Annotated in this window: 20 protein-coding genes and 1 tRNA gene; 7 read left to right on the top strand and 14 right to left on the bottom strand. The window is 45.7% G+C overall.

Translation table 11 applies throughout. From position 1 onward, the window contains the following. Positions 1 to 58: 58 nt before the first annotated feature. The 3 genes from ACLVWR_RS06825 to ACLVWR_RS06815 form a co-directional block, all read right to left on the bottom strand. Complete coding sequence (locus ACLVWR_RS06825; RefSeq protein WP_413583096.1) at positions 59 to 2,095, bottom strand: hypothetical protein; 2,037 nt, start codon at positions 2,093 to 2,095, stop codon at positions 59 to 61. Positions 2,096 to 2,152: 57 nt separating this feature from the next. Then, on the bottom strand, positions 2,153 to 2,620 hold the full coding sequence (locus ACLVWR_RS06820) for a nucleoside deaminase (RefSeq protein WP_413583095.1): 468 nt from the start codon (positions 2,618 to 2,620) through the stop codon (positions 2,153 to 2,155). Positions 2,621 to 2,732: 112 nt separating this feature from the next. Then, entirely contained in the window at positions 2,733 to 3,935 is a 1,203-nt protein-coding gene (locus ACLVWR_RS06815; protein ID WP_413583094.1) for a hypothetical protein, read from the bottom strand. A 452-nt stretch (positions 3,936 to 4,387) separates the two neighbouring features. On the opposite strand from ACLVWR_RS06815, the gene ACLVWR_RS06810 reads away from it, so the two are divergent. Then, positions 4,388 to 6,094 (top strand): hypothetical protein, encoded by a 1,707-nt coding sequence (locus ACLVWR_RS06810; RefSeq protein ID WP_413583093.1) that lies wholly within the window; start codon positions 4,388 to 4,390, stop codon positions 6,092 to 6,094. Between the two features lie 112 nt (positions 6,095 to 6,206). After that, positions 6,207 to 8,165 (top strand): adenylate cyclase, encoded by a 1,959-nt coding sequence (locus ACLVWR_RS06805; protein ID WP_413583092.1) that lies wholly within the window; start codon positions 6,207 to 6,209, stop codon positions 8,163 to 8,165. Here ACLVWR_RS06805 and ACLVWR_RS06800 read toward each other — a convergent pair. Next, the gene (locus ACLVWR_RS06800) at positions 8,162 to 8,794 is read right to left on the bottom strand and encodes a DedA family protein (RefSeq protein WP_413583091.1); all 633 of its coding nucleotides are present in this window, start codon (positions 8,792 to 8,794) and stop codon (positions 8,162 to 8,164) included. The two genes, ACLVWR_RS06805 and ACLVWR_RS06800, sit on opposite strands and share 4 nt — an antisense overlap. 95 nt (positions 8,795 to 8,889) lie before the next feature. On the opposite strand from ACLVWR_RS06800, the gene ACLVWR_RS06795 reads away from it, so the two are divergent. After that, the gene (locus tag ACLVWR_RS06795; RefSeq protein WP_413583090.1) at positions 8,890 to 9,441 is read left to right on the top strand and encodes a hypothetical protein; all 552 of its coding nucleotides are present in this window, start codon (positions 8,890 to 8,892) and stop codon (positions 9,439 to 9,441) included. A 60-nt stretch (positions 9,442 to 9,501) separates the two neighbouring features. Here ACLVWR_RS06795 and ACLVWR_RS06790 read toward each other — a convergent pair. From ACLVWR_RS06790 to ACLVWR_RS06775, 4 genes are all read right to left on the bottom strand, one after another. Then, positions 9,502 to 9,591 (bottom strand) — tRNA-Ser (locus ACLVWR_RS06790). Between the two features lie 88 nt (positions 9,592 to 9,679). Beyond that, the gene (gene serS, locus ACLVWR_RS06785; protein WP_413583089.1) at positions 9,680 to 10,972 is read right to left on the bottom strand and encodes a serine--tRNA ligase; all 1,293 of its coding nucleotides are present in this window, start codon (positions 10,970 to 10,972) and stop codon (positions 9,680 to 9,682) included. A 17-nt stretch (positions 10,973 to 10,989) separates the two neighbouring features. Beyond that, the gene (locus tag ACLVWR_RS06780; RefSeq protein WP_340598251.1) at positions 10,990 to 11,298 is read right to left on the bottom strand and encodes a hypothetical protein; all 309 of its coding nucleotides are present in this window, start codon (positions 11,296 to 11,298) and stop codon (positions 10,990 to 10,992) included. Between the two features lie 23 nt (positions 11,299 to 11,321). Continuing rightward, positions 11,322 to 14,240, bottom strand: coding sequence for a tetratricopeptide repeat protein (locus ACLVWR_RS06775; RefSeq protein WP_413583088.1), 2,919 nt, complete (start codon positions 14,238 to 14,240; stop codon positions 11,322 to 11,324). Between the two features lie 260 nt (positions 14,241 to 14,500). Between ACLVWR_RS06775 and ACLVWR_RS06770 the strand changes: the two genes are divergently transcribed. After that, positions 14,501 to 14,893, top strand: coding sequence for a hypothetical protein (locus ACLVWR_RS06770; protein WP_413583087.1), 393 nt, complete (start codon positions 14,501 to 14,503; stop codon positions 14,891 to 14,893). 364 nt (positions 14,894 to 15,257) lie between these two features. On the opposite strand, the gene ACLVWR_RS06765 is transcribed toward ACLVWR_RS06770, so the two are convergent. The 5 genes from ACLVWR_RS06765 to ACLVWR_RS06745 all read right to left on the bottom strand — a co-directional run bounded on the left by ACLVWR_RS06765 (position 15,258) and on the right by ACLVWR_RS06745 (position 20,017). Further along, the gene (locus tag ACLVWR_RS06765; protein WP_413583086.1) at positions 15,258 to 16,226 is read right to left on the bottom strand and encodes a DUF4421 family protein; all 969 of its coding nucleotides are present in this window, start codon (positions 16,224 to 16,226) and stop codon (positions 15,258 to 15,260) included. A 224-nt stretch (positions 16,227 to 16,450) separates the two neighbouring features. After that, entirely contained in the window at positions 16,451 to 17,704 is a 1,254-nt protein-coding gene (gene murA / locus ACLVWR_RS06760) for a UDP-N-acetylglucosamine 1-carboxyvinyltransferase (RefSeq protein ID WP_413583085.1), read from the bottom strand. Next, positions 17,697 to 18,578 (bottom strand): peptide chain release factor N(5)-glutamine methyltransferase, encoded by an 882-nt coding sequence (gene prmC, locus ACLVWR_RS06755; RefSeq protein WP_413583084.1) that lies wholly within the window; start codon positions 18,576 to 18,578, stop codon positions 17,697 to 17,699. Before prmC ends, murA begins: the two co-directional genes overlap by 8 nt. Positions 18,579 to 18,583: 5 nt before the next feature. Continuing rightward, positions 18,584 to 19,657, bottom strand: coding sequence for a peptide chain release factor 1 (gene prfA / locus ACLVWR_RS06750; protein WP_340598245.1), 1,074 nt, complete (start codon positions 19,655 to 19,657; stop codon positions 18,584 to 18,586). A gap of 114 nt (positions 19,658 to 19,771) precedes the next feature. Next, complete coding sequence (locus ACLVWR_RS06745) at positions 19,772 to 20,017, bottom strand: type B 50S ribosomal protein L31 (RefSeq protein ID WP_340598244.1); 246 nt, start codon at positions 20,015 to 20,017, stop codon at positions 19,772 to 19,774. Positions 20,018 to 20,326: 309 nt separating this feature from the next. On the opposite strand from ACLVWR_RS06745, the gene ACLVWR_RS06740 reads away from it, so the two are divergent. Together ACLVWR_RS06740 and ACLVWR_RS06735 are read left to right on the top strand one after the other, a co-directional pair. After that, complete coding sequence (locus ACLVWR_RS06740; RefSeq protein WP_413583083.1) at positions 20,327 to 20,710, top strand: hypothetical protein; 384 nt, start codon at positions 20,327 to 20,329, stop codon at positions 20,708 to 20,710. Between the two features lie 119 nt (positions 20,711 to 20,829). After that, on the top strand, positions 20,830 to 21,228 hold the full coding sequence (locus ACLVWR_RS06735; RefSeq protein WP_413583082.1) for a hypothetical protein: 399 nt from the start codon (positions 20,830 to 20,832) through the stop codon (positions 21,226 to 21,228). 66 nt (positions 21,229 to 21,294) lie between these two features. Here ACLVWR_RS06735 and rho read toward each other — a convergent pair whose 3' ends face one another. Beyond that, on the bottom strand, positions 21,295 to 23,058 hold the full coding sequence (gene rho, locus ACLVWR_RS06730) for a transcription termination factor Rho (protein ID WP_413583081.1): 1,764 nt from the start codon (positions 23,056 to 23,058) through the stop codon (positions 21,295 to 21,297). Between the two features lie 371 nt (positions 23,059 to 23,429). On the opposite strand from rho, the gene ACLVWR_RS06725 reads away from it, so the two are divergent. Then, complete coding sequence (locus ACLVWR_RS06725) at positions 23,430 to 23,798, top strand: PilZ domain-containing protein (RefSeq protein WP_340598241.1); 369 nt, start codon at positions 23,430 to 23,432, stop codon at positions 23,796 to 23,798. Positions 23,799 to 23,847: the final 49 nt, after the last annotated feature.

Genomic DNA, 23,847 nt, shown 5'->3' with positions numbered 1-23,847 from the left:
CCCCACCGGGCTGGAAATTCAATCTTTCTTACCATAGGGAAGTTCTTTCAAAGCTTCTCTATTCGACGTGAGGGACGCCCACGTACCGAGCCAGCCAATACGCAAATAAATAGTCCACGCCGGCATTTTCTGAGCCACGGCTGGCGCTATCCTTAAACCCGAAGGCCGTGTCCTTCCAGACGAAGTTAGACGTAAATGCCTGGTACTCAAATACCGGGTAGTTATAAAGACCCTGGTAGAAATACTCGTTAGGGGGCTCCGGTATTTTTAGGGCCTTCCAGAACAAGCGGGGAATTGGAGAAATGCACCATTCCGGGTTTAACGAATGATTAATGGTCACATCCAGATTAGGACGAGGGTAAGGAATTTCCCGAATGCCCCAGGCTGCATTGTTTAGTGCCGACATGAATTTCTCTTCACTGCTATCCTCACGGAAGTTGTCTCCACGAGTCCCCTTCGAATATGCATAGCCATAGGCCACCATCGTCACCAAATGGCGTTGAGCCGGGCTATAGGTAACCCAAGTGTCCATTAATCTTTCGCGCAGACGATTGCGAATTTCTGTTTCACCAAGTCGCTCCGCGATAGTGATGTCAGTCATGTCGCCCACCAAGCCCAGATTCACACCACTCCAATCAGCACTTCCATGCCAATAGAAGTTAGCGTTCATGCTGTAACCGGAAGGCTTCCAACGCATTTTTCGATAAGCGGAACGATAGTCCTCAAGAGCTTTCTTATCCTTGTTGATCAGGGCCACCAATCCATAAGACGGAGCCTGATTCTGAGATTTATCATCGAAGATTCTAAGCTTTAACAGACGGCGCGATTTATCGCGCAAGTGATCCCACATTTCCTTGTCAGATTCAGGAATCACCAAACTTGCCCACATCATTGAATGCGTCAGACCCTTGTACATGTCGTTGTTGCCACCTTCGAGCCACAGCATGTTTGCATAAACGCCTTTACCTTGATGCCACTTATTCGGAATCGCATCACCAGGCTTATAAGGCATAAGTGTTCTTGCAAACTCCTCAGGATCCTCCGTAATATCCATCAAAATAAAAATCGCACGCAGGGATTTACGAACATTCGCCAACGCATCCGGGTTTTTGGTTTTTAAGTATCGCATTGCCTGTGAACCGATATACATTCCCGTCCACAAGGCTGAGTCGCCATCATAGCGATAAGCGATCAACTTATCATTTGAGTCGACTTCGGCCTTTGAAACCATGCCGATTTCATTGATGTGATGAGTGACGGTGTTCTTGTCATAGCTGGCTGCTTTATCACTGAGCGACGGAGCGTAGGCATTTCTTTTTACAGAGGCCTCAGTGATGCTGATATCATCCGTGATTTTATTAACGACACGGATTATATCCTTATGTGTCTGATAGAAGTCATAGTCGGTTGGATCAAATACAATAAACGGGCGCTCTTCCTGAAACTCTTTTCTATTCTTAAAAGACTGCACATAGGGATCTTTGTGATACCCGATATCGCGCTTAAAGATGTTGATAACTCCGCGAACAGCAACAGGCACCTTCGGCCCCTGCGCATCAATATTGGTGCGTAAGTTTGTCCAAAGGGGCTTCACTTCCAAATCACGTTTGGTCGTAATCCATTCGTTATAGTTGGAAACTTTCTTGTCTGAGTACTGAGCCGCCAAACCCTTGTCGGTTGCAACAAAGCGGGTGACCACATTAATCGTATTCTTAAAGTCACTCGCATCACGTTTGGAATTGCCAATCTTTTCAATAAAATCCGCCTGGCGCAGATCATAGCTTAGCACCAACGTATCACCGGCAGTCACTGCTTTCCCTGTCCAAACTTCTTGAACTTTCAATCCATCATAGAAATAGTTGATATAGGTGACCACGCGAATAACGTCATAAGTGCCATCACTGGTTCTTCTTAATTCCAATTCGCCGTTATAGGGTCCACGAGTGGAGCTGGTGCCTTGTAAGAACCAGATACCTTCCATTCCGCCAGTCGCTTGAAGTGAGGCAACGTCACGAGGCACCTTCTTTTCAACTGTGGTGCAAGAAGATGTGAATAGAAGGGCTGAAAATAAATAGAGGAATGAAAAGTACTTCATTCCTCTATTCTCTCCAAGTTTGAACCTCGCTTGGAGTCCTGTTTATCAGATCAGACCTTAGTAGGGGATTTTGTCAGATTTGCTCTGCCACTCTTTGAAGACCTCAAGAGCTTCTGAGTGTCCGCACTGAATCATCGGAACTTTACGGTCTTTGATGTCTTTTGGGATCTCCTGATAAAGGAAATCATCATCAAACTGAATGTCGGCAGCATCTTTACGAGTGTTGCCATAATAAATAGTAGTAATACGCGCCCAATAAATTGCCGCAAGACACATTGGACAAGGCTCGCAGCTCGTGTAGATCTCTGCACCTTCAAGGCTGAAGTTTTTTACGTTTGAACAAGCATCACGAATTGCAGAAACTTCTGCATGAGCTGTGGGATCGTTGGAGGACGTAACTTTATTCCATCCTTCACCGATAATTTTACCGTCTTTAACGATAACCGCACCAAAAGGACCACCGGCACCTTGTTGCATGTTCTTACGGGAAAGCTCTACTGCTTTAAGCATGAATTCTGTTTTCATAAGGGAGCTGACACTAGCAGAGCTAATGGTGGAGTCAAGCTACGAAAAATACACAAACGGCTCACTTTTCTGCGGTGAAACCGTTTACAGAACGTTCTTGCGGCGCGCATTTCTAGTTCTTTTTCGCACCTAACCAGGCCATAGATAAGCTATCAATTTCTACGTTCTTCATTAATGGATCTGCCTCAAGCCAACCGTCATTGTTGGCTTTCTGCCAACTGGCGCCGCCCGAGTTGATTACTTTTAGTGCATATCGACAACTACTAGGATTGTCCTTCTTGCAGATCTTTCTATATCCAGCAACTACGGCTGCGTGATACTTAGGACCGCAGGCATCCGAACATTCTTTGCTTGTGCAGGCTTTTACACATTTCTTTTTATCTTCATCTGAGCAGTCTGCAACACAAATAGGCTCCAATAGTACTGGCTGTCGACTTTGTAGAATCGAAACAATTTTACCGAGGGCCTGTTCGCGATTCGCTTTGCCTACTTCGGGAAAATACTTAACTTCGTAGTTGTTCTTTCCAGCGAGCTCAATTCCATTTTTTGGATTGCTACACTCCGCAGGATACAAGAGAGTATTGAGCGCCTCTTCATAAGTATCTTTCTGAAATGCCGCTAGCAATTTCGCTGGATCACTTCGCAAAGATGACGTTGATTTTTGATCTTCTTCGATCTTCATGTTCTTCGAAACAGTTTCTGCAGCTCTTTGATAGTACTTGTCCGCACAGTCTTTACAGTTGCTGGCTACCGCTTCACGATACTTGTCGTAGTCCTCTTTTAAATTATCCCAAATTGCTCTCTGAGCCAGGGTAATTTCCTCTTTATTCTTGAATGCACCTTTTGATAGAATTTTATCAAGCGACACACACTTTTCTGATGGCAGACGTTCCACGATGTCAACTGCCATACTCAGATTAAGAGTACCATCTCCACCCTCACCCAACTTACTATAGTTTTCATCGCGAGTGTCATCATCATCCATGGTATTTGTATGTCGAACATATCTTGCAATTCCAACCGAAGAAACCCGTTTATCATCACCCAAGTCGGTCTTACAGTTTTTGACATTCATCTGCTTACACTGCTCAAAATTTAGTATGGTCGACGCGGCTGCGGCGTAGCAAATCCCCAGAGTGTCCTGCGTAATGTATGATGGAAGAAATTTTTCTTCAGGATTCTTCCCTGGATCCGGTGCCGGATAATCCTTTGACGCCGGAGTAGCCCAATCAGATTCTACCAGAGTGCCATAGTTAATTTGTGCCATTGCAAAAACTGGTGCTAAAATAAAAAAGAGATAGAAAAGTATACGCATATATAGATCGTCTTAAATTTAACTCCCCAAAAATAGAAGTCTTTATCTAAAACTGGACGTGAGTTTAGTCCAGTTAGCTAAACATCTACTATTGATATGCCGAAATAGCCTTGGATATGCGAAATATCGTCAACACTGCCATTCTTTTATTTCTTTTATTTATTGTCGACGTGGCAAGGGCTGACATTATTCTAAATCCTCTTGGTACTTCAATTACACAAAGGATTCTATCATACAAGTCATACGATGATATTCGAATAGATCGAGATTTAGACGGAAAGATTGATGAGTGGTACTTGCGAAATGGAAACACCGAAGTTCATCTTAGGTATAAGAATGGACAGGTTTCTACAATGCACCTTAAGCGGTTTTTAAGCAATAATCGAGTTCGGCTAAAGGATTTCGAATACAACGCTGGCAAGTTGATTCAAATTAGCTCCGAGGAACGAGATATGATCATCATGCACGGTGAAGCAGAAGACACAGCTTGCGAAGAAAACGAGCTACTTAAAGAAAAAATATCCGTATTGAATCAGGACATTTCTGCAATTTTAGAGAAAGCCGGCAAAGAATCAAAATCTTGTGATATCAAAAAGTTTCCAAAAACAAGTAGACGCCTATCGATAGCAATTAACATCCTAAAAAGTCAGCCCGAAACCATCACAAATTGCATTGAAGATGTGGACCTAGGGAGCGTGGACGCAAAATTAGTTTCTGCCAAATTGAAGAAAAATTTAGCAAAACTATTCGTAAACCCCGCCGCGGACGGTATTTTTACTTGTTCCGTTTCTGACACTTCAAATGTCGTTGGTAAAACAACAGAAGATGGGAAGATCACAATCGAATTTCCAACACAATACTCCGATGATCTTAGCACATACAGAGCTCAGAATTTAGTAATGCACGAGCTTTTGCATACCGCAGGAATTGTTGATGAGGATCTACTATACAATGTTTTGAAAGCCTGCCACAAATCTAGCACGCCAACCACTATGAATCTAATGTCACCAACAAAGAGCCATATTTCGACGAGTTCCGACAGCCTCGCCAACAAAGGCGCAGATGCTAAGAAGGAAATTGCAAGTAGCGTAGCGAAATCCAACAAGAATGCGGCAAGCTCTAAGAGATCCGTGGCCTCTGAGGCACCTGACTCGGTTAACATGAAGTCAGAAATCGCCAATGCGACCGCAATCATTCCTTCAGCCGAAAAGCTAAAGGTAGCAAAAATTGATAAATCCCCAGCCGGAAAAGAAATGGCCTTGAAAGATAGTGTTCAAGAAAGTGCCCCAGTTCTAAGGATGGCCAACCAGGTAATGGGAGCTTCAAACACCCCGGCTATGGCTGACAATTCCGAAGATTCAAATTCCAATATGCCCGCAAGCTACTCCAGATCTTCAAACTCAAGTTCAGGATCAAGTTCTTCAAGCTCCGCATACTCAGGAACATCCACATACTCCGATTCGGAAGTCAGCGGCAGCTCAAGATCTGGCGGCAGCAGTACCAGCGGAAAACGTTATCAATCGCGCCATGGACGTTATCAATCTAAAGGCAGCAGTGGTGACGGTGTTGGTGCCGACGAGTTCATTGCCGAAGAAGTTGATTTGACCAAAGGAGCGCAAGCCTCCAGGTCCGGAAGTAGCAATCGCGGTTCCACAATCAGATATCAAAACGAGACTGGCAACTACAACCCGACAGCACAAACCACAGGCTCAGGCACTCGATCTCCCGCTTCATCAACTGATGAGGTTTCCAGAGGACGAGGGTCCGCAGTCGCTCGAGGAGGTGTTGCTGATACTCCTGCGATCTCCGCTGGCGGTGGCTCCCCAATTAATCTTGGATCAAGTTCCGGAGGAGGCGGCGGCGCCCCTTCGGCTGCGACAGGCACTCGTAATACAACTGGCAGAACAGCGGCATCCAGTCGCGCACCAGCTTCAGCATCAGCGACCCCGATCAACAAAGCCCAGCAACGTGAAATCATGAGCACAATTGTTGATAGAGACTACTCGCAAGTTCGCACCGAACTGAAAAGTGATGCCTTCCAAAGCGAACTAAAAGCCAATGGAATCAAGGTGATAGACTACAACGGAAACCGTTGGGGTGCGCCTGAAGGCACCGTCATTTACCTGGATGATGGCAGTCGCTTCATCCGTCAAAGATAACTAGACCCGTTCCCTCATATTCAGAGCAAAAGCAAACTCCCAGAAAAACAAATACTTAAGTTGTTTCCTTAGGTGTCCGATAAACAAAATGTAGTCGGCATCTTAAAGGAGAATGCTTTTGTTGTCTAAATTGAAACGCAACAAATCAATGGTACTTCTAATCGTAGCAACTTTTTGGCTTTGCTACGTGGGTATTACTGCGACTCAGTTTTATTTCAACGTTGCTGAAATGACAGAGCAAGTGATTGAAACAAAACATTCACAAATGACTTTCGTTGAAGACAGTCAAATCTCAGCTTTGGTTTCAGATAACACAGATTTGGTAAAAGCAAATCTCGACAAAGCTCGTGAACTTAATCTTATTCATTTCTATATCCTGCAAAAGAACAGTGACGTAGTCAGCTTTCACAATAACGATGGCGACGCAGAAAGCATCAATGCTGATTACAAAGTGTTCAATCAAATTCTAGCAACAGAAAACATCGCCTTCCGCACAATTAAAATTATGGATTATCGCCTGACAGTGGGTGTCTTCCAAAATAAAGCACGTATCATTATGCAGACTGCGTGGGATTATAAAGGCATGATCCTGCGTGATCTGGTTTCGGTGACAGCATTCCTGTCATTGATCGTTTGGCTATTCCTTAAAGACATCATTGACCTTACCAGAGTTCTGTCGTCCCGCGACCGACAACAGATGGGGAAAATCAAATCCCTGTCCAAAGAGGGCGCGACTCTTTTGCATGCGGCTCAAACATATGAGGCCACACAAAAGACTCTTGCTTACGAAAATAAAGTCTACACCGAGACTCTAACTCCGGCGATTGTTCATGAAATCAGATCCGGCAGAAAACCACCCTATGCATTCCAAACATCAATGGTGCGTATTGATCTGAATGGCTACACGCAGATTTTCCTGGATAAGAAGGATGAGTACGTCAGTGATATGATGAACTCCTACTTTATCCGCTCTCGCGAAATCATCGAGCGCTATAACGGTCTTATTTATCAGTATGTTGGTGACGAGATTGTTTTCCACATCAAAGAATCCCAAGGTGTGAACTCCCAAGCTATGTCGCTGGCATGTCTGCGCGCCGTCTTTGAAGTGGCTCAGGATATTGAAGATCACCTTCCGGATGGAGCAGATCACTATTTCAAAGTGAAAGGCTCTTTCGTCATTGGCAAAATCCGCTTTGTTCCTCAGGACTCGGGCTATGGCCTATCCGGATTGCCTTTGATTGAGTCTGCTAGGTTGCTAAGTCAGGTAGATGACAAGGTTAAGAGCTCCATTACTTTCTATAGTGAAGCAAGCAGCTCCGTGCAGGATCTGTGCACCATCGCTGAAACTAAAAGCACAATGCTAAAAGGCTTCTCAACACCTGCGACACTTTGCAAAGTCACTGACTTTGCGCCGATTGATCGCCTGCTGGGGCGCCATCAGCTTGAAAAACTGACGTACTATCGCAGCGACAGTGATCTGGTTTGTATCTATAAATTCCTTGAGAAAGCTCTTCAGGAAAAAGACGAAATCAGCTTCTTCAGGGTTTTCTCGGTTCTAAAAACTTTCAAGGTGAATCAAACGACGCTGCAACAGGTGGCCGCTTTTGAAAAACTGGTTTCTGTGACTCATTCTCTGAACCAAAAAAAGCATATCAGCGACAAGGTTTTGGCATCTGTTATTTCACTGGCATCCAATCTGGTTCCGCACGCCTTTGTGGAAAGCTCTCTGTTGGAATTACTTGAAAAGTGCCTTGTGCACAAAGACCCACGCACTCAAGCGAATACAATTATCGTTCTTGGTGACCTGGCTCGAGATGTAAGCTTTTTACGACAGTATATTTATGCCAGCCACAACCGCGTCTCCGCAGATGCGTTGCTGGTGACGGGCAAACAGAATTTCGATGGTGAGCTTGCCAAAAAATTGGCAGAGTTTTTGGAATCCAAGAATCCGTTATTCCGCGCCAGCGGCAGCTTCGTGGTGAAGCATTTGGCTGATCACTATAAAGCAACGGATCCGGTTTTCTTTGAGACTAATAACGATCTTAAGAAACTACTTAAAAAGGCCGCTTAGGCCTTTTTAAATTTCGAAGCTACCATCGGCCAAATTACCGGAATCAATGAAACCCCGATTACACCAAAGATCACGATGTGGAAATTTCTTTTCACAATCGGCAGGTTACCAAAGAAGTGTCCTGCCAGGATGAATGTAAACACCCAAACCACAGCACCAATAACGTTGTAAGTAACAAACTTTCGGTACTTCATGCTGCCAATACCCGCCACGAACGGAGCGAACGTTCTGACGATCGGTGCAAAGCGTGCAGCCACGATCGTGAAAGCGCCCCATTTGTCATAAAAGTTCTGCGTATCGATCAAGTATTGTTTTTTGAAAAAGCGACTGTCGATATCAAACACCTTTGGCCCAAGATATTTACCGATGTGATAGTTAACGGTATCACCAATAATTCCGGCGATAGTCAGTGACGCCAGCAGAATCCAAAGATTCAATCCGCCCTCTACCGTCGTCAATGCACCCAAAGCAAACAACAAAGAATCACCTGGCAGGAACGGCGTCACGACCAAGCCAGTTTCACAGAAGATCACCAGGAACATAATCACATAAATCCACGGCCCGAAATAAGCCATCCATTGAACCAAATGCTGATCAAGATGCAGAATGATGTCGATAATCTGAGACATAGTGTCGTTCCTTTGTAAATTCAGGTGGAAGCATATCACAAACCAATTGACCGCCTCCAAAGAAAATTTATGCTTTTATAGTGAGGGGACACAACATGAAACGAATTATTTTTGCTGTTATCGCACTGTGCGCAGGTCTTGCTAACGCTGCACCAATGATTTCAGAACTTCCAGAAGACGCATGTGACAGTTTGAAATGCACAAAAGTTATGAAATCCATACTTTCTGGTTTCAACTACACTCCACATACAGTCAGTCAAGAGCCCGGAGTTTACAGTGGCGGATGTTTTCACTTGGGCGGAATTGGACCTGATCACGAGCACTATGCAGAGTTGTTGATCGACCAACTTGAAGACGGCACGACATATTTCTCTACGAACTTTGCTTACTTCTATCCTGAGAATCCCTATGCAAATTGGGATCTGACAAAAGCTCGTCAGGAAGCTTCGGATTTCGCCAAACAAAATGCGCGAATCAAAGAAGGCAGCAATGCTTCCAGAGTAGAGATCTACAACTCCGAAGGAGTTCCAAACGTCGTCTATTACATGCGCCAAAATCCAGAAACCAAAATGATTTACTACATCACTTACGGCGGCTTCGGCCCTCAAAGCACAAAGATCTTCTGCACGATGAACAAGAATCCTTAGATTTTAAAATTAGACAGGCTTAGAAATAAAAAAAGCGATCACTAAGGATCGCTTTTTAAATGGCGGAGAGTGAGGGATTCGAACCCTCGAGCCCCGCGAAGGGCTGCCAGTTTTCAAGACTGGTGTATTCAACCACTCTACCAACTCTCCGTCGAACGTTCTATGGGTTTTGACGGGGGTTTTCAAGCGGTTGTTGTAATGACGCGGAGTGATATTTAAAAGAGACCCGGCTAGCTGACTAGCGGATCTCGGTTTTTCCACCCATGTACTTCTGTAGTGCCTTAGGAATCGCCACTGAGCCGTCTTCACGTTGGTAGTTCTCAAGAATCGCCACCAATGTACGTCCCACCGCCAGGGCGGAACCATTCAAAGTATGGACGAACTGAGGCTTGCCGCCAAGACTGCGGAAGCGAATATTCGCACGGCGAGCCTGGAAGTCTTCGAAGTTTGAGCATGAGCTGATCTCGCGATAAGCTCCCTGTCCCGGAAGCCATACTTCCAAGTCATGAGTTCTTGCAGATCCAAAGCCCATATCACCCGTGCACAAAAGCATGCGGCGGAATGGAAGCTCAAGATCGATCAAAACCTGCTCTGCATGAGACGTCAAAGCCTCGTGAATTTCATAAGACTTATCCGGATGACAGAAAGTCATCAACTCAACTTTGTCGAACTGATGCTGACGAATCAAACCTTTCGTATCGCGACCGGCACTGCCTGCTTCAGAACGGAAGCAAGGGGAGTAAGCACAGAAGCTTTGCGGAAGATAAGTTTCATCCAGGATTTCATTATTATAGTAATTCGTAACAGGAACTTCCGCTGTCGGAATCAAATAAAGATCAGAGCCTTCCAAATGGAAAACGTCTTCTTTGAATTTCGGAAAGTTACCAGTACCAGTCAGACTGTTTGAATTCACCATGAACGGTGGAATCATTTCAGTGTAACCATGGCGAGTAGAGTGTAAATCCATCATGAACTGAATAAGACCGCGCTCCATCTGAGCCGCTGCCCCCTTTAGGAAGGCAAAGCGAGTCCCCGTGGTTTTACCCGCGCGTTCGAAATCGATGATGTTCAGCTTCTCGCCCAATTCCCAGTGTTCTTTCGCCTTGAATCCAAACTTCGTTGGTTCGCCCCAAGTTTTTAGAACTACGTTTTCATCCCCAGACGCACCGACAGGAACAGAGGAATGCGGTTTGTTTGGCATCACAAGAGCCAAATTAATAACCTGTTGGTCCGCCTCAGCAGCTTTCGCTTCAAGATCTTTCACGGAGCCTTTGATCGTATCAACTTCTGCCAACAACGACGAAGCGTCTTTGCCTTCGCGTTTTAGTTTTCCGATTTCGCCGCTCAGTTTATTTTGATTGGCTTTTGCAGTCTCGGCCTGTGCGATCATCTCTTTGCGCTTTTTATTAAGCTCCATGATTTGATCCAGGATTTCCGGAGTACCGCCACGATTGATCAATGCCTGCTTATACTCATCGTAATAAGAAGTGCCGTTTTCAGCTTTTTTTTCCAGAAGTTTAATGTCGATCATTGTTCAGAAGTCCTCGTTTAAGGTGCGACCAGTATATACATTCTTAATAGCATCCCGACAAGGACGACAATCAGATCAAAAATTAAGATTTGCGCAAAACTCCATTGCGACAGGAGCTTCATGATGACTGACATCACTACCACAGTTGCAAAAATCAGAGCAAAAGTTCCGTAGCCGATCAGTTCCTGACCGATCAAAGCCAGCGTCATACCAACAAAAAATCCAGTGATCAGTCGCAACAAAATGTGCAGAACAGTCATGGTTGTGGACTTTACGCCCTCTTGAACATTATTTGAAAAACTGCTTAGTTTATCGCCGATACCCATTGTGGCATCCTCCGTTGACGTTCCTAGTTGCCCATTCGGTTTAACTTATTTTCTATTTCAGCACGATCCGGGGCATTTGGGGAGAGCCCTAGATATTTATTGTACGCCTGTGCTGCGGAGCGAATATCTCCCCGGGTCTCATAGATCGCACCTTGCTCGCGATAGATATCCGCGTAGCCGCTTTCCCGGGCCGCTGCCAGAGCCAACATGTCTTCTGCCACTTCCAAAGAAGCCGACTGACGGTAACACTGAGCTGCTTTGACGTAGATTTCTGCTCCTTGGGGACGAAGCTTCATAGCTTGAGAGTACTCCCCGGCACATTCAGTAAACTGTTTGCGAGCGGAATAAACCTCTGCCGCCAGAACGTAAGCGTCAGCTACATTCGGATTCAGCTTCTTTTCCTGCTTGGCAGCCTCTGCCGCCCCATTTAAATCACCAGAAGCAAAAGCCGCACGTCCAATATAATACCAGGTGCGAGGGTAGTTCGCGTTCAGACGCTGCACCCGTTTGAATTGCTCAATGGCAGCATCATAGCGAGATGTTTCCAAGTACAGTTTGCCTGCCTGGAACAAAGCTTCCCCATCCGTCGGATCAAGAATCGCGGCCTGCAAGAACGCCTTCAACGCCTTATCATTCATCCCGAGGGCTTTATAACTTTCACCCAAACCCAGCCACGCCTTTTTATTCTTTTGATCCGCCTCAACGACGCGCTCATAAATTTCCTTGGACTGCGAATAGCGGTCCTCCGATTTATGAACTTCCGCCAAAGCAATCCGGTAATCCAACGTGTACGAAAAGCGCTTAATCAATTCATTCAGATAGGTGACACCCGCATCCACGCCGTTGGTGGATGCCAACATTTTTGCGTAGGTGATTTGCGCATCAGGATTGGTGCCGTCGATTTCCACGGCCTTGGTTGCAAAACGAACCGAATCCTTCGCAGCTGCATCTTTTCTTTCAATTTCTTTTTTATTCAAAGGCATGATCGACAACGCCAATGCGCCATTGGCCTTTGCGAGCAGAATATACGTATCGATATCGCCGTCATAAGCTTTCAATGCACGCATTCCGTAATTCACCGCACCCGCCATGTTGTTACGGCGATACTCCATCAACGACAAACCCCTCAAGACTTCGTAGTTATTCGGAGCAAAGCGAACTGCCGCTGTCAAAACTCGGGTGGCACCCTTAAAATCAAATCGCTGAGTCAGATAATCCGCCTGAGTCACATAAGCAGAAACCAGTTTTGGCTCGGCCTTAATGGCTTTATTCAACCATTCAATCGCTTCAAAACTTTGATTCAGTTGCCACAATGCTTTCGCAGCTTTCACTGCCGCCGTTCCGTTCTTGGGATCAGCTTCAAACGCAGCTTTGAATTCAGCCTGAGCCGCTAGGTAGTCACCCTGGCGCACATACTGATCACCCAGGAACAGCAATTCACTATTTTGATTTTTTCCACCGCTGACTTTATCCGAACCCCCCAGACGCAGAACCAACTGGCGCAACTGGGAGTTGTTCGGATTCAGACGGAAACCCTCTTGAGCGGCATCCAAAGCTTTTCTTTTTTCATTCCGCTCAACATAGATTTCCGCCAGCACCTGGTAACCCATTGCCTCTATTGGAGGAAACACGGCACTCTTTGATTCCATCGCTGAATTCAACAGGCCGAATGCAACGTCCGCTTTTTTGAAACCACGATACTCGTTGATACCCATCAGGAGTTTGGCTTCACGATGTTTGGGATTTTGCGCCAGAACTTTTCTGAAAGATTGTGAAGCCTCATTAAACTGATTCTGCGCCATATACAGTTTTCCCAGCATCACTTGCGGATGAAGCCAGCGATCCCACATTTGCGTCGCTTTTTCGAAATAAGGTACGGCGTTGTTGTAGTCTTTTTCACCCTCTAATAATTCAGCTTTGTAGGCGTAAAGAATCGGAAGCAGGGAAAACGGTTCAGAGCTATCCAAGGTCGCTTCAATACTGCCACGAGCTTCACGGAATTTACCTGAAGTAAGCAGTTTTACCGCCTCACAAACGCGACCATAGGGACTGACAACGTTGATCGCTCGAGTCGACTGAGTAACAGCAGCAATTGTTTTGAAATCCTGCGCATCTTGTTTGGCAAACGGCCAAAGCTCACGATAAACCACACACAAAAGACCACGGACCTCCAAATTGGTCGGCGAACCTTCCACGATGGAAACCAGTTTGTTTTGCGCTTCAAGATAAGATTCAAAAGTATCGAACTCCATGGCGCTAATTGCTTCATTAAGTTTTTTCTTGGCATCAGCACCACTCATTTGTGATGTGCTGTGACCCGGAGCCAACAGATTAATTTTGTCTCCGCGCGAAGGACCCGTATCCCATAGCAAGAAAACACCAATCAGAACAATCGCTGCCAAAGCAATCAGTGGAAGCTTCAACGTTTTTGCGATTTCCGTTTTCTCCATGTTACGAAGATTGGAAAGATCAATTACGGAGCCACCGCCGCCTCCCGCTGCCTGAGTCGTCGTATTCGAGGACACCGTGCCGGGAATATACGTCGGGGGAGCGTGCACCGGGGAGTCGTAGATATCCACCTTGCGTGTTTTATTTTTATCGATGGAAATATTCGCAAGGCTTTCCTTCGTCGGACCACCTGGCATCGTAGAAGATCCCGTTTGCCCGGAAGAGGTGGGCTTCATGATGACCGTCTCGGCCTCCATCTTTTGAACTTTTTTAGGGTCGACATCAACGACACCTTCAAGTGCTTCCAAAAGTTTGTCGTAGAATGCAGGCTCTTTGGAAATCTGAGACCACTGACCATCTGGCAGTTTCGAAATCATTTCCTGACCCGAAAAGACACCCTCACCAATCATGCGAAGAATGGCTTCAGTGGAATAAGGGCCTTTAACTTGGCCACTTCGTGTTCGTACTACCCAGGTGACTTGTATGCGCGACATAGATGCTTAATAATACTGACTTTTTTGTCAAACGACCAACCTGTCGGGGAACAACCGTCTCAGTCTGTGCTTTGGTCAAGTTAAGTGGTTCCAAAGTTGAACTGAAGTTCCACCTTGGAATTACCCCTAGTTCCGAATTGAGTTTACTTCCCTCTGAATCCGACCCTCATCTATAACCTATTAGATTTGGCGAGTGTCTCAGATTGGCACAGACCTTGCTCTAGGTAGAAGAGTCTTTTAGTTTTTGGGGGATACTCTCTGTGATTAAAAATGCTCTGATTGCTTTCTACATCTTGCTAGTCCTTGCGATTTCCGCAGTGGCTCGTGCAGGCGTGTTGCCAAATAATGCAATCGATGGCGCTGAAGTTACAGATTCTTCCAACTACAACTATTCGACACGTGTAGGTGAAGTTGCGGTTTTGGCTGATGGAACTTTTGTTTTAGTTCTTGAATCTCAAAACACAGTTCTTCTTCAATCAGACTTCGACCTTACACCTTTTGTTGGTTTCAAAGTTATGATTAGCGGTATCGAGCAAGAGCATCAACTTGCTCCCAATTATGGAAGTCATTCTGTGGATCCCCTCCCTGGAATGGTTTTCGGGAGCAAAACGGTCGTCTTCGTAGTGCTTGGTATCTCTGAGGTTACTCAGTAATCATTAGGGTCTCAGCCCCAATCCCCTCCGTGGGCTGAGATCATTTTTTTAAGTTCTAACAGGGTCAGCATAAATCCCCTCCTTGCTGGCCCTTTTTTTTGCCTTTTTTCCAACAAGAACGCTCGATCGAAGATTCATCGAAATCAATTTGTTCTACCCGTCGCTGCGGTCGGCACGTCATCGTGACTCATCGGCGCCGGCTATGCCGGTTCGCGCATCCATGCGCCGCCGAAGGCCTCTCTTCGGACGGGCAGCTCAAATTGCTTTCGCTGAATTTTGCTGGGTTTGTTGAGACATGTTCAAACAATTGGGCAACAGGGGGGATTTATTAGATGGCTCTTGCGCACGAAGACGTTTTTGTTTTTTAGAATCTGGTACCTGCGTAAATGCCGGCTTCCTGGGTAGAGAAGGAAAGCTTTGTGTCTTTGAGGTCTACAGTTAATGGGTGTGTATGAGCAACACCATTGATGAACCAATTTCCGAAGTCGTATCCTAGAGCGAACTTAGACTCCATTGTCCAAGATACCTTGAAGGCGTCTTCATCACGATTTGTGGTTTTGTAGATCTGTTTTTGTGGTCCACCTTGGGCTCCGCCGTATATAGCGATATAAAATCTTTCCCACTGCCACACGTATGAGGCACCGACTCCTATTTGAAGACTTTGATAGGTTCCAGATGTGATCGTAGCGTCTTCGCCAAAGGCAGATGCGTAAAGCTGAGGTAAGAACGGCGTTGGGCTCGTGACTTCAACTTGTGAGATACTCGACAGCAAGTAATATCCTGCTCCGTCTTGCTTTGGTTTCTCCCAGCTCGCGCCAAAGTATCCCAAAGCACCAATACCAAGAACTTTCCATTCAACCTGCGCTTTGTACATGGTTAATGTCAGATTTGAACGAACGGAATCTGCTGTTGGCATAGATTGTCCGTACTTTCCGCTTGCTTCAAATCCGGCATACCTTTGATAGATTAGTTCTAACCCAAACTGCTCTTTCAAATAACGAATTTGGTAGTCGTCGCGAGCCGTCCTTACTTGTCTGTCCAGTTGTCTGCCTTCAGCAAACTTTGCGCTTAAAGAAATCCCCAACGGACGATTAGACCATCCGATTGCAAAGTTGTCAGGACTTGTTGGTTCGTATAAAACATCGTTCTTCTCTTTCGCCCCTTCGGTATTCATCGAAAGACGATTATAAACATAACCCAATTGGAGTGAGTTCGAAAATTCAAATTTCTTTTCTGAGGATGATTTAACTGACGAGGTCGACGACACCACCTGTGCGAAGCTTGAATAAGCTCCCAATACTATAATGGCTAAAACAGCAAACTGCAGTTTCATCAACACTCCTGAATATGCAGTTGTAAATGCAACTGGGATTCAGATCCACAGAGGATAAATGGGCTTGGAAATAAGTAAACGATGTCAAATGTTTGGACAGCTTAGCCATCCTCAGAAGCGTTAAAACTGGGTTGATCGCCGGGGCTTGAACCCGCGACAAATGGAATGAAAAAAGGCAGGATTTTGGGTCCTGCCTTTACTTGTTTTTTGAATTTCTATGACTTCTATTCTTGGCGGCGGATGTTTGCACCTAGGGAAGACAATTTGTCTTCTAGTTTTTCATATCCACGATCCAAGTGGTAGATGCGGCTCACTACTGTTTCACCAGAAGCAATCAAACCAGCAAGCACCAACGATGCAGAAGCACGAAGGTCTGTTGCCATTACCGGAGCACCAGTAAGTTTTCCTGGGTTTCCGCGGATCACTGCCACTCTGGTTTTTGGAGTGATGTCCGATCCCAAGCGGCAAAGTTCAGTAACGTGCATGAAGCGGTTTTCGAAAACTGTTTCAGTAATCACACTTGTTCCGTTTGCCACAGTCATCAAGGCCATGAACTGAGCTTGAAGATCGGTTGGGAAAAGCGGGTGAGGAGCAGTTGTTACGTCAACCGCTTCCCATTTATCTGCAGGGAATACTGTCATTGAATCTTTTGTTGTTTCGATTTTGAAACCAGCTTCACGCATTTTCAAAATCAATGCTTCCAAGTGAGCCGGAACACACTTCGTAACCGTTACTTGGCCCTTCGTGATTGCACCCGCAATCAACAATGTGCCCGCCTCGATACGATCTGGCATGATGGCGTGTTTTGCCGGCTTAAGCGATTCAACACCTTCAATGCGAATTACAGAAGTTCCGTGACCTGTGATCTTTGCACCCATCTTGTTCAGATACTCTGCAAGATCCACGATCTCTGGTTCTTTTGCTGCGTTTTCAAGGAGAGTGACACCTTTTGCAAGAGTCGCCGCCATCATCACGTTCTCAGTTCCACCCACTGTCACAGTTTCAAACAAGAATGTTGAACCTTGAAGTTTTGGAGAGCCCGCGTGAACGTAACCTTCTTTTTGCGTGATCGTTGCACCCAACGCTTTGAAACCATCCAAGTGCAAATCGATTGGACGAGAACCGATAGCACAACCACCTGGTTGAGAAACCACAGCTTCGCCATACTTTGCCAGCATCGGACCCATGCACAGGAAGCTTGCGCGCATTTTACGAACAAGGTCGTAAGAGGCTTCGAAAGAAGCAGGCTTGCTAACGTTCACATGGAACTCTTCGCCAACCCATTTTGTTTCACAGCCCAGGCTGTTCAACAATTCAGAAGTGGATTCGATATCCTTAAGCTTCGGCATGTTTGTGAATACGTGATTGCCTTCTGCAAGCAATGTAGAAAATAGAATTGGCAAAGCCGCGTTCTTAGCGCCACTTGCTGCAACTGTACCTTTTAGTGGGCCGTTGCCCATCACAACCATTTTATCCATGCTTAACTCCTGCGATCACTCGATCAAGTCCTGAAAGGTCCTTCAGAACGCGCACGTTTTTAAAAATTTCTAAATCAGTATAGCAGCTCTGCATAACAGAGCCCTGGCTCATACCCATTTCCATCATCGTCACAGACTCTGACGACAGATAAGGAGCATACGCCTTGGTCCACGATTTCAAAAGTGCTAATCCATTTTCTTCTGCGAATAGTGCAGTGGATGGTTCGAACTTTCTTACGTTCTCCTGAACTGCGGGGTCATCGTTCGCAATATAGGGAGGATTAGAGACTAGTATGTCTATCGTGTTCTGTCCCATGAAGTTCCTGCAAGATTCCATAACAAGATCAACATTGGCAGCATCAACATTAACAAATTTCACACGATCCGCGAGTCCCAAATTCATAGCATTGCGTTTTGCGACCTCAATTGCCCCGGCTGACATATCCACGGAAACCAGTTTTGCATTTGGCAATTCCTTAAGGATGCTCAGCCCCAGACAGCCAGTGCCTGTTCCCAGGTCAACAATCGTATAAGGCTTTTCTTTGTCTTTTGCCCAAACCAGCACCTCTTCAACGATTTGTTCCGTTTCAGGGCGGGGAATAAGTGTCGCAGGGCTGACTTCAAAACGGGATTTATAGAAGTCACGGTAGCCCAGAATATAAGCCACCGGCTCACCTTGACCACGACGGCGAACTAATTCACGCAAACCTGACAACTCCACTTCGGACAGAGGTTGGTCGAATTTCAGGTACAGTTGAATACGCTCAAGCTTTAGGGAATGAGCGAACAACAACTCCGCATCAAGGCGCGGAGTCTCTATTTTCTTGTCTTTGAAAAAGGCAGTGGTTTTGTCGAGTACTTCTTTGAGTTTCATTCAACCTAAGCAGAGGTTTGTTTTTTAAGTGCCTCTGCTTGGAAGTTAGCAACGAGTGGGTCAATCAGCAACCCAAAAGATCCGCTCATGACTTGATCCAGCTGATGGATGGTAAGACCGATACGGTGATCAGTGATACGAGTCTGAGGGAAGTTGTAAGTACGGATGCGCTCAGAGCGATCGCCGGTACCGATTTGGTCCAAACGAACGTCAGAAGCTTCTTTACGAGCTTTGTCGTCTTCGATTTGTTGAAGTTTCGCGTAAAGGATCTGGAAAGCACGCTCTCTGTTGGCCGATTGGGATTTACCCTCTTGGCACTTCACATCAAGACCTGTTGGCAAATGCACAACACGTACTGCTGACTCAGTTCTATTTACGGACTGACCACCCGAACCCTGGGAACGCATAGTTTCAATGCGCACGTCAGACATTGGGATGTTCACTTCTTTGATTTCCACCTCAGGGATTACGGCAACTGTTACGGTGGACGTATGAATACGACCCGCAGCCTCAGTAGCTGGAACACGCTGAACGCGGTGAACGCCAGATTCGAATTTCAATTTACTGAATACAGAGTCCCCGGAAACAGAAGCGATGATCTCTTTCGCACCGCCGACGTTACCCTCGGAGAACGAAATGACTTCCACTTTCCAGCCCTGAGAAGAAGCATAGTGAGTGTAACCACGGAACATTTCTTCCGCGAACAATGAAGCTTCGTCACCACCAGCACCCGCACGAATCTCCAAGATGATATTCTTGTCGTCGTTTGGATCTTTCGGGATCAATGCGATTTTTAGTTCTGCTTCAAGAGCGGGAAGAGCTGCTTCGAGCTCTTTCACTTCTTCACGGATCAACTCGCGCATTTCTGGATCTTGTTCTGCCGTCAAAAGTTCTTTGCTGGCTTTAAGATTCTCAGTCTTTTTCTTGTAATCGCGGAAAGGGATAACAATCTTTTCCAAGTTCCCAAGCTCTTTCATAAGAGCGCGGTATTGTGTTTGGTTTGAAGCAATGTCGGGACGTTGAAGTGATAAATTCACTTCTTCGTAACGTGATTCAACTTCTTCCAATTTCGAGAACATGGGGATTGCTCCTAGGTCTGCTGCAAGATCGAGTTGGTATTCAGAAATGAAAATGCGGTTCGAATGAGGAACCGCATTTCACATAAGAGAGTCCTCCTGACGGAGGTCTGCAATTTACTTTTTGCCGTAACGTTTTTTGAAACGATCGATACGACCTTCAGTATCCATTACACGCTGTTTACCAGTGAAGAATGGGTGAGACGCTGAAGAGATCTCAACTTTAACTAGTGGATATTCTTTACCATCTTCCCATTTAACCATTTCGTTAGAATGAAGAGTGGATGTTCCCAAGAACATGAAGTCGCAAGAAATATCTTTGAATACGACTGTGTTCACTTTTGGATGTAGGTTTTGTTTCATGACCTGATTCCTTTTAATTAATTTAACCTGTGGGTCTTAAGCTGTAAGGATGTAACACAGGGGTTTCCCGCTGTCGAGCATTAATCGCTGCTTTTTTTGGCAGCTCCGAAGACCTAAACTACCACAACTAGTTAATAAAATATCTCATAATATCAATGAATTAGACTAATTTTGGGATTTCCACAGTTTTATCCCCAAAAGCCCCCGAATCCTCTAAAATCCAGACCTTCCCCCTCTGGAACTCTTGCCTGATTGAAACTTGTGTAACCGCGCCACCTCCAACATATTGCCTCCTCCAAGGAGTTAAATATGAAACTATTGATGCCGATCGCCGCGGTTTTGCTGTCTACACAGGCTGCCCGCGCGGAAAAGATCTACTGCTTTTTCACCGAGCCGTTTTTTAACCTCACTTATAATTCGGACACCAATAAATTGGTTCATAGCGCACCAGGCTCCAACGACAAAGAGGGTGTGGCAAAAGTCATTTTTAACAAGCACGGAAAAATTCTGATCACGGTTGTCGGCGTTCAGGGGTCTTTAATGATCGACACCACTAAGAACGGCAGCGATGGGATGTCTGATTTCATTTATCCATTTGAGGGCGTCGTGAATGGCAGCATGTATGGCGGTTGCGAGACTGATCATCTAAAAAAGAAGCTCAGCTCCCGCATCGGCTACAGTATTATTAAGTAATTCATAGTGGGCCCAACGAGGCTCCATTCTTGTAAATTAATCTTAGCGACACTCATCATCACAATTATTCCACATTTCGATGGCATAACTTCCTCCGGATACAATTCGGAGGAACACTTATGAAGAATTTCTGCTTACCAATAGGCGCCACTTTGCTGGCTTTGTTTCTGATCTCCTGTGACAGCGGCGGCAGCAGCGGTGGTGCCGCTGCAACAACTGCATACTCGGTTTCAAATGGCCAGTGCTACAATGGTTCAACTGCTGTGGACTACAGCTACTGCGCCAATCTGTCTAACTACTACCAAGTGAATTCGTATTGTTATAGCTCAGACGGAGCGAGAGTCGCCGATACCTATTGCTCCAACAACAGCTATCTGAATTTACAATCCAGACAATGCAACGACGGAAGATTCTTCATGCCAAGAAAAGGAAAAATGCACGAAGTAAACTGCCGCAAACGAAATTGCCGCGACAGCTTGATGTTTGACGACCGCGGAAGACCAACTCACTGCCGCTAAAAAGAAAAAGGGAGTCTCGCGACTCCCTTTCCATTTTCGAATTTCGCTTCTCGCGGGCAAAGCCCGTTATCCGTTACCGGACATCGCTTTCAAGAAGTCTGCATTGGATTTCGTGTTACCCACTTTATCCAACAAGAAGTCCATCGCATCGACAACGTTCATCGGTGCCAATACTTTTCTTAGGATCCACAGACGGTTCAAGTCCGCTTTATCAATCAACAAGTCCTCTTTACGAGTTCCTGATTTATTGATGTCCATACAAGGGAAGATACGTTTTTCCATAAGCTTACGATCCAAGTGGATCTCGGCATTACCAGTACCTTTAAATTCCTCGAAGATAACTTCATCCATACGAGAACCTGTATCGATCAACGCTGTTGCGATGATCGTCAAAGATCCACCCTCTTCGATGTTACGAGCAGCACCGAAGAAACGTTTTGGTTTGTGAAGGGCGTTGGAATCCACACCACCCGACAAGATTTTACCAGATGGAGGAACTACCGTATTGTATGCACGAGCCAAACGAGTGATAGAGTCGAGCAAGATAACAACGTCATGCTTGTGCTCAACCAGACGTTTTGCTTTCTCGATAACCATCTCTGCAACCTGAACGTGACGAGTTGGTGGCTCATCGAACGTCGACGATACAACTTCACCTTTTACAGTACGTTGCATGTCAGTCACCTCTTCCGGACGTTCATCGATCAATAGAACGATCAACTTCACTTCAGGGTGATTTGCCGTAATCGCATTTGCGATTTGTTGCATAAGAACAGTTTTACCCGTTCTTGGAGGGGCCACGATCAAGGCACGTTGACCTTTACCAAGTGGTGCCATCAAGTCCACAACACGAGTCGTGTAATCGCCTGGTGTGTGTTCAAGTTTCAAACGCTGATTTGGATAAAGCGGCGTCAAGTTGTCGAATAGGATTTTGTCTTTACCTTTTTCGGTTGTCTCGAAGTTTAGAGAATCAACTTTCAATAGAGCAAAGTAACGCTCGCCCTCTTTTGGTGGACGAACTGTTCCGGTAACGGTGTCACCTGTTCTCAAGCCGAAACGACGGATTTGAGAAGGAGAAACGTAGATATCATCCGGACCCGGTAGGTAGTTATAATCTGGAGAACGCAAGAAACCGTAGCCATCTGGCAGGATTTCAAGAACACCAGAACCGTAAATGTCCTGACCAAGTTTCGCTGCACGTTTCAAAATTTCGAAAATCATATCCTGACGGCGAAGACCGGCAGCATTTTCAATTTTAAGTTTGTTCGCAAGCTCTGTTAGCTGAGTGATGTTTTTGGATTTCAAATCCTTAGACGACAACCAGGATTTTTCCTCGTCCGTCAGTTGGATATCAGCCAAATCAACATCTGGTTGCGCTGTTACGTTTTGATCGTCACCAGCTGGCTGATGATCTTCTCTGTTGCGGTGAAAGTCGCGACGTTGATTGTTGCCACGATCACGGTCATGACGATTGCGATCATTACGATCTCCACGGTCATTTCTGTCATTACGGTCGCCACGATCACCGCGGTCGCGGTTATCTCTATTGTCGCGATTGTTCGGACGGAACTCACGACGTTGGTGTTGTTGCGGGCGATCTTGTCTTTGTTGTTGTTGCTGTTGTTGCGGCTCTTGTGGAGCGCTAGGAGCAGCTGCGGAGGCTTCAGCAGCAGGTGCTGGGGCAGCGGCTTGTTCTTTTGGAGGTTCAGCGGCAACAGGTGCGGCTTTAGCCTCTGGGGCAGCATCTACTGGTGCTGCATCGGCAGATTTTGTCGTACGAGTACGTTTCTTAACGACTTCAACGCCTTGTGAATCTTTTGGTTCGGACAAACGAATTCTCCTTGTGGGATTTAAAAAAAGAAAAAGAGAGATCTTTAGGAAGTAGGGTCCGACTGGACCTATTACTGTGTGCTTTACCCCAATTTCCTAGAAACGCGGGGGTGTTGTCAATGGGAAAAGCAATTGCTGGGGTCGCATTTCCCGAGCCGTCTCACATTTGAAATGGGTCCTGAAACGCCTAATATTGAGACTCTTTGAGTTAGTGTAAAACTTCACAATTTCAATAGGTTAAGTATCTTTATGAGACACCCCCGTTATCGCGCTGTAACCATAATTTTCGGTTATTTTCATGCCAAGCTCTTAATTTTTTGCCCGCAATTCCGAAAGGTTAATAGCTACTTTAAGCAAAATAAGGAGTTAATGTGGAGGACACTTTAAAAGTTCCAGCACCAAGAACCCCTCTAAACCTAGAGGTTTCTTTCAAGCGTAATTATGCGCGTGAGGAGACTACAGGCACGCTTAAGAATATCAGCATCTCGGGAGCCTTTTTAGAGTTCGCAGGCGGAATGGTTAGAGCCAACGAAAAATTGCATCTGATTTTTATCGTTGCTGGAAGAGAGCGCAAGGTTGCTGCTCACGTTATTTGGGCAAACTCAATCGGATGCGGCGTGAAGTTCATGCCCGTGAACAACAGAGACGTTCAAATCGTTGATGATTTGATTTACTTTGTTGAGAACGGTCGCACTGAATCGCGTTCAGTGATGGATTCGATCTTTAAAAAGGTCGGATAGTCTTAACGGTAGCTCGTTGTTGAATAACTAAATAAAAAGAGCCCGCTGA

Source organism: Bdellovibrio sp. HCB288, assembly GCF_047305935.1.
Classification (GTDB): domain Bacteria; phylum Bdellovibrionota; class Bdellovibrionia; order Bdellovibrionales; family Bdellovibrionaceae; genus Bdellovibrio.
This window is presented reverse-complemented; position numbering and strand designations above follow the sequence as displayed.

Coding starts and splice junctions, on each gene's coding strand:
- ACLVWR_RS06765 (WP_413583086.1), bottom strand. CDS start 16,226: ATGAAACTGCAGTTTGCTGTTTTAGCCATTATAGTATTGGGAGCTTAT.
- ACLVWR_RS06775 (WP_413583088.1), bottom strand. CDS start 14,240: ATGTCGCGCATACAAGTCACCTGGGTAGTACGAACACGAAGTGGCCAA.
- ACLVWR_RS06735 (WP_413583082.1), top strand. CDS start 20,830: ATGAAGAATTTCTGCTTACCAATAGGCGCCACTTTGCTGGCTTTGTTT.
- ACLVWR_RS06800 (WP_413583091.1), bottom strand. CDS start 8,794: ATGTCTCAGATTATCGACATCATTCTGCATCTTGATCAGCATTTGGTT.
- ACLVWR_RS06780 (WP_340598251.1), bottom strand. CDS start 11,298: ATGGGTATCGGCGATAAACTAAGCAGTTTTTCAAATAATGTTCAAGAG.
- prfA (WP_340598245.1), bottom strand. CDS start 19,657: ATGTTCTCGAAATTGGAAGAAGTTGAATCACGTTACGAAGAAGTGAAT.
- ACLVWR_RS06825 (WP_413583096.1), bottom strand. CDS start 2,095: ATGAAGTACTTTTCATTCCTCTATTTATTTTCAGCCCTTCTATTCACA.
- ACLVWR_RS06795 (WP_413583090.1), top strand. CDS start 8,890: ATGAAACGAATTATTTTTGCTGTTATCGCACTGTGCGCAGGTCTTGCT.
- ACLVWR_RS06745 (WP_340598244.1), bottom strand. CDS start 20,017: ATGAAACAAAACCTACATCCAAAAGTGAACACAGTCGTATTCAAAGAT.
- ACLVWR_RS06740 (WP_413583083.1), top strand. CDS start 20,327: ATGAAACTATTGATGCCGATCGCCGCGGTTTTGCTGTCTACACAGGCT.
- ACLVWR_RS06810 (WP_413583093.1), top strand. CDS start 4,388: ATGATCATCATGCACGGTGAAGCAGAAGACACAGCTTGCGAAGAAAAC.
- prmC (WP_413583084.1), bottom strand. CDS start 18,578: ATGAAACTCAAAGAAGTACTCGACAAAACCACTGCCTTTTTCAAAGAC.
- murA (WP_413583085.1), bottom strand. CDS start 17,704: ATGGATAAAATGGTTGTGATGGGCAACGGCCCACTAAAAGGTACAGTT.
- ACLVWR_RS06820 (WP_413583095.1), bottom strand. CDS start 2,620: ATGAAAACAGAATTCATGCTTAAAGCAGTAGAGCTTTCCCGTAAGAAC.
- serS (WP_413583089.1), bottom strand. CDS start 10,972: ATGATCGACATTAAACTTCTGGAAAAAAAAGCTGAAAACGGCACTTCT.
- ACLVWR_RS06815 (WP_413583094.1), bottom strand. CDS start 3,935: ATGCGTATACTTTTCTATCTCTTTTTTATTTTAGCACCAGTTTTTGCA.
- ACLVWR_RS06805 (WP_413583092.1), top strand. CDS start 6,207: ATGCTTTTGTTGTCTAAATTGAAACGCAACAAATCAATGGTACTTCTA.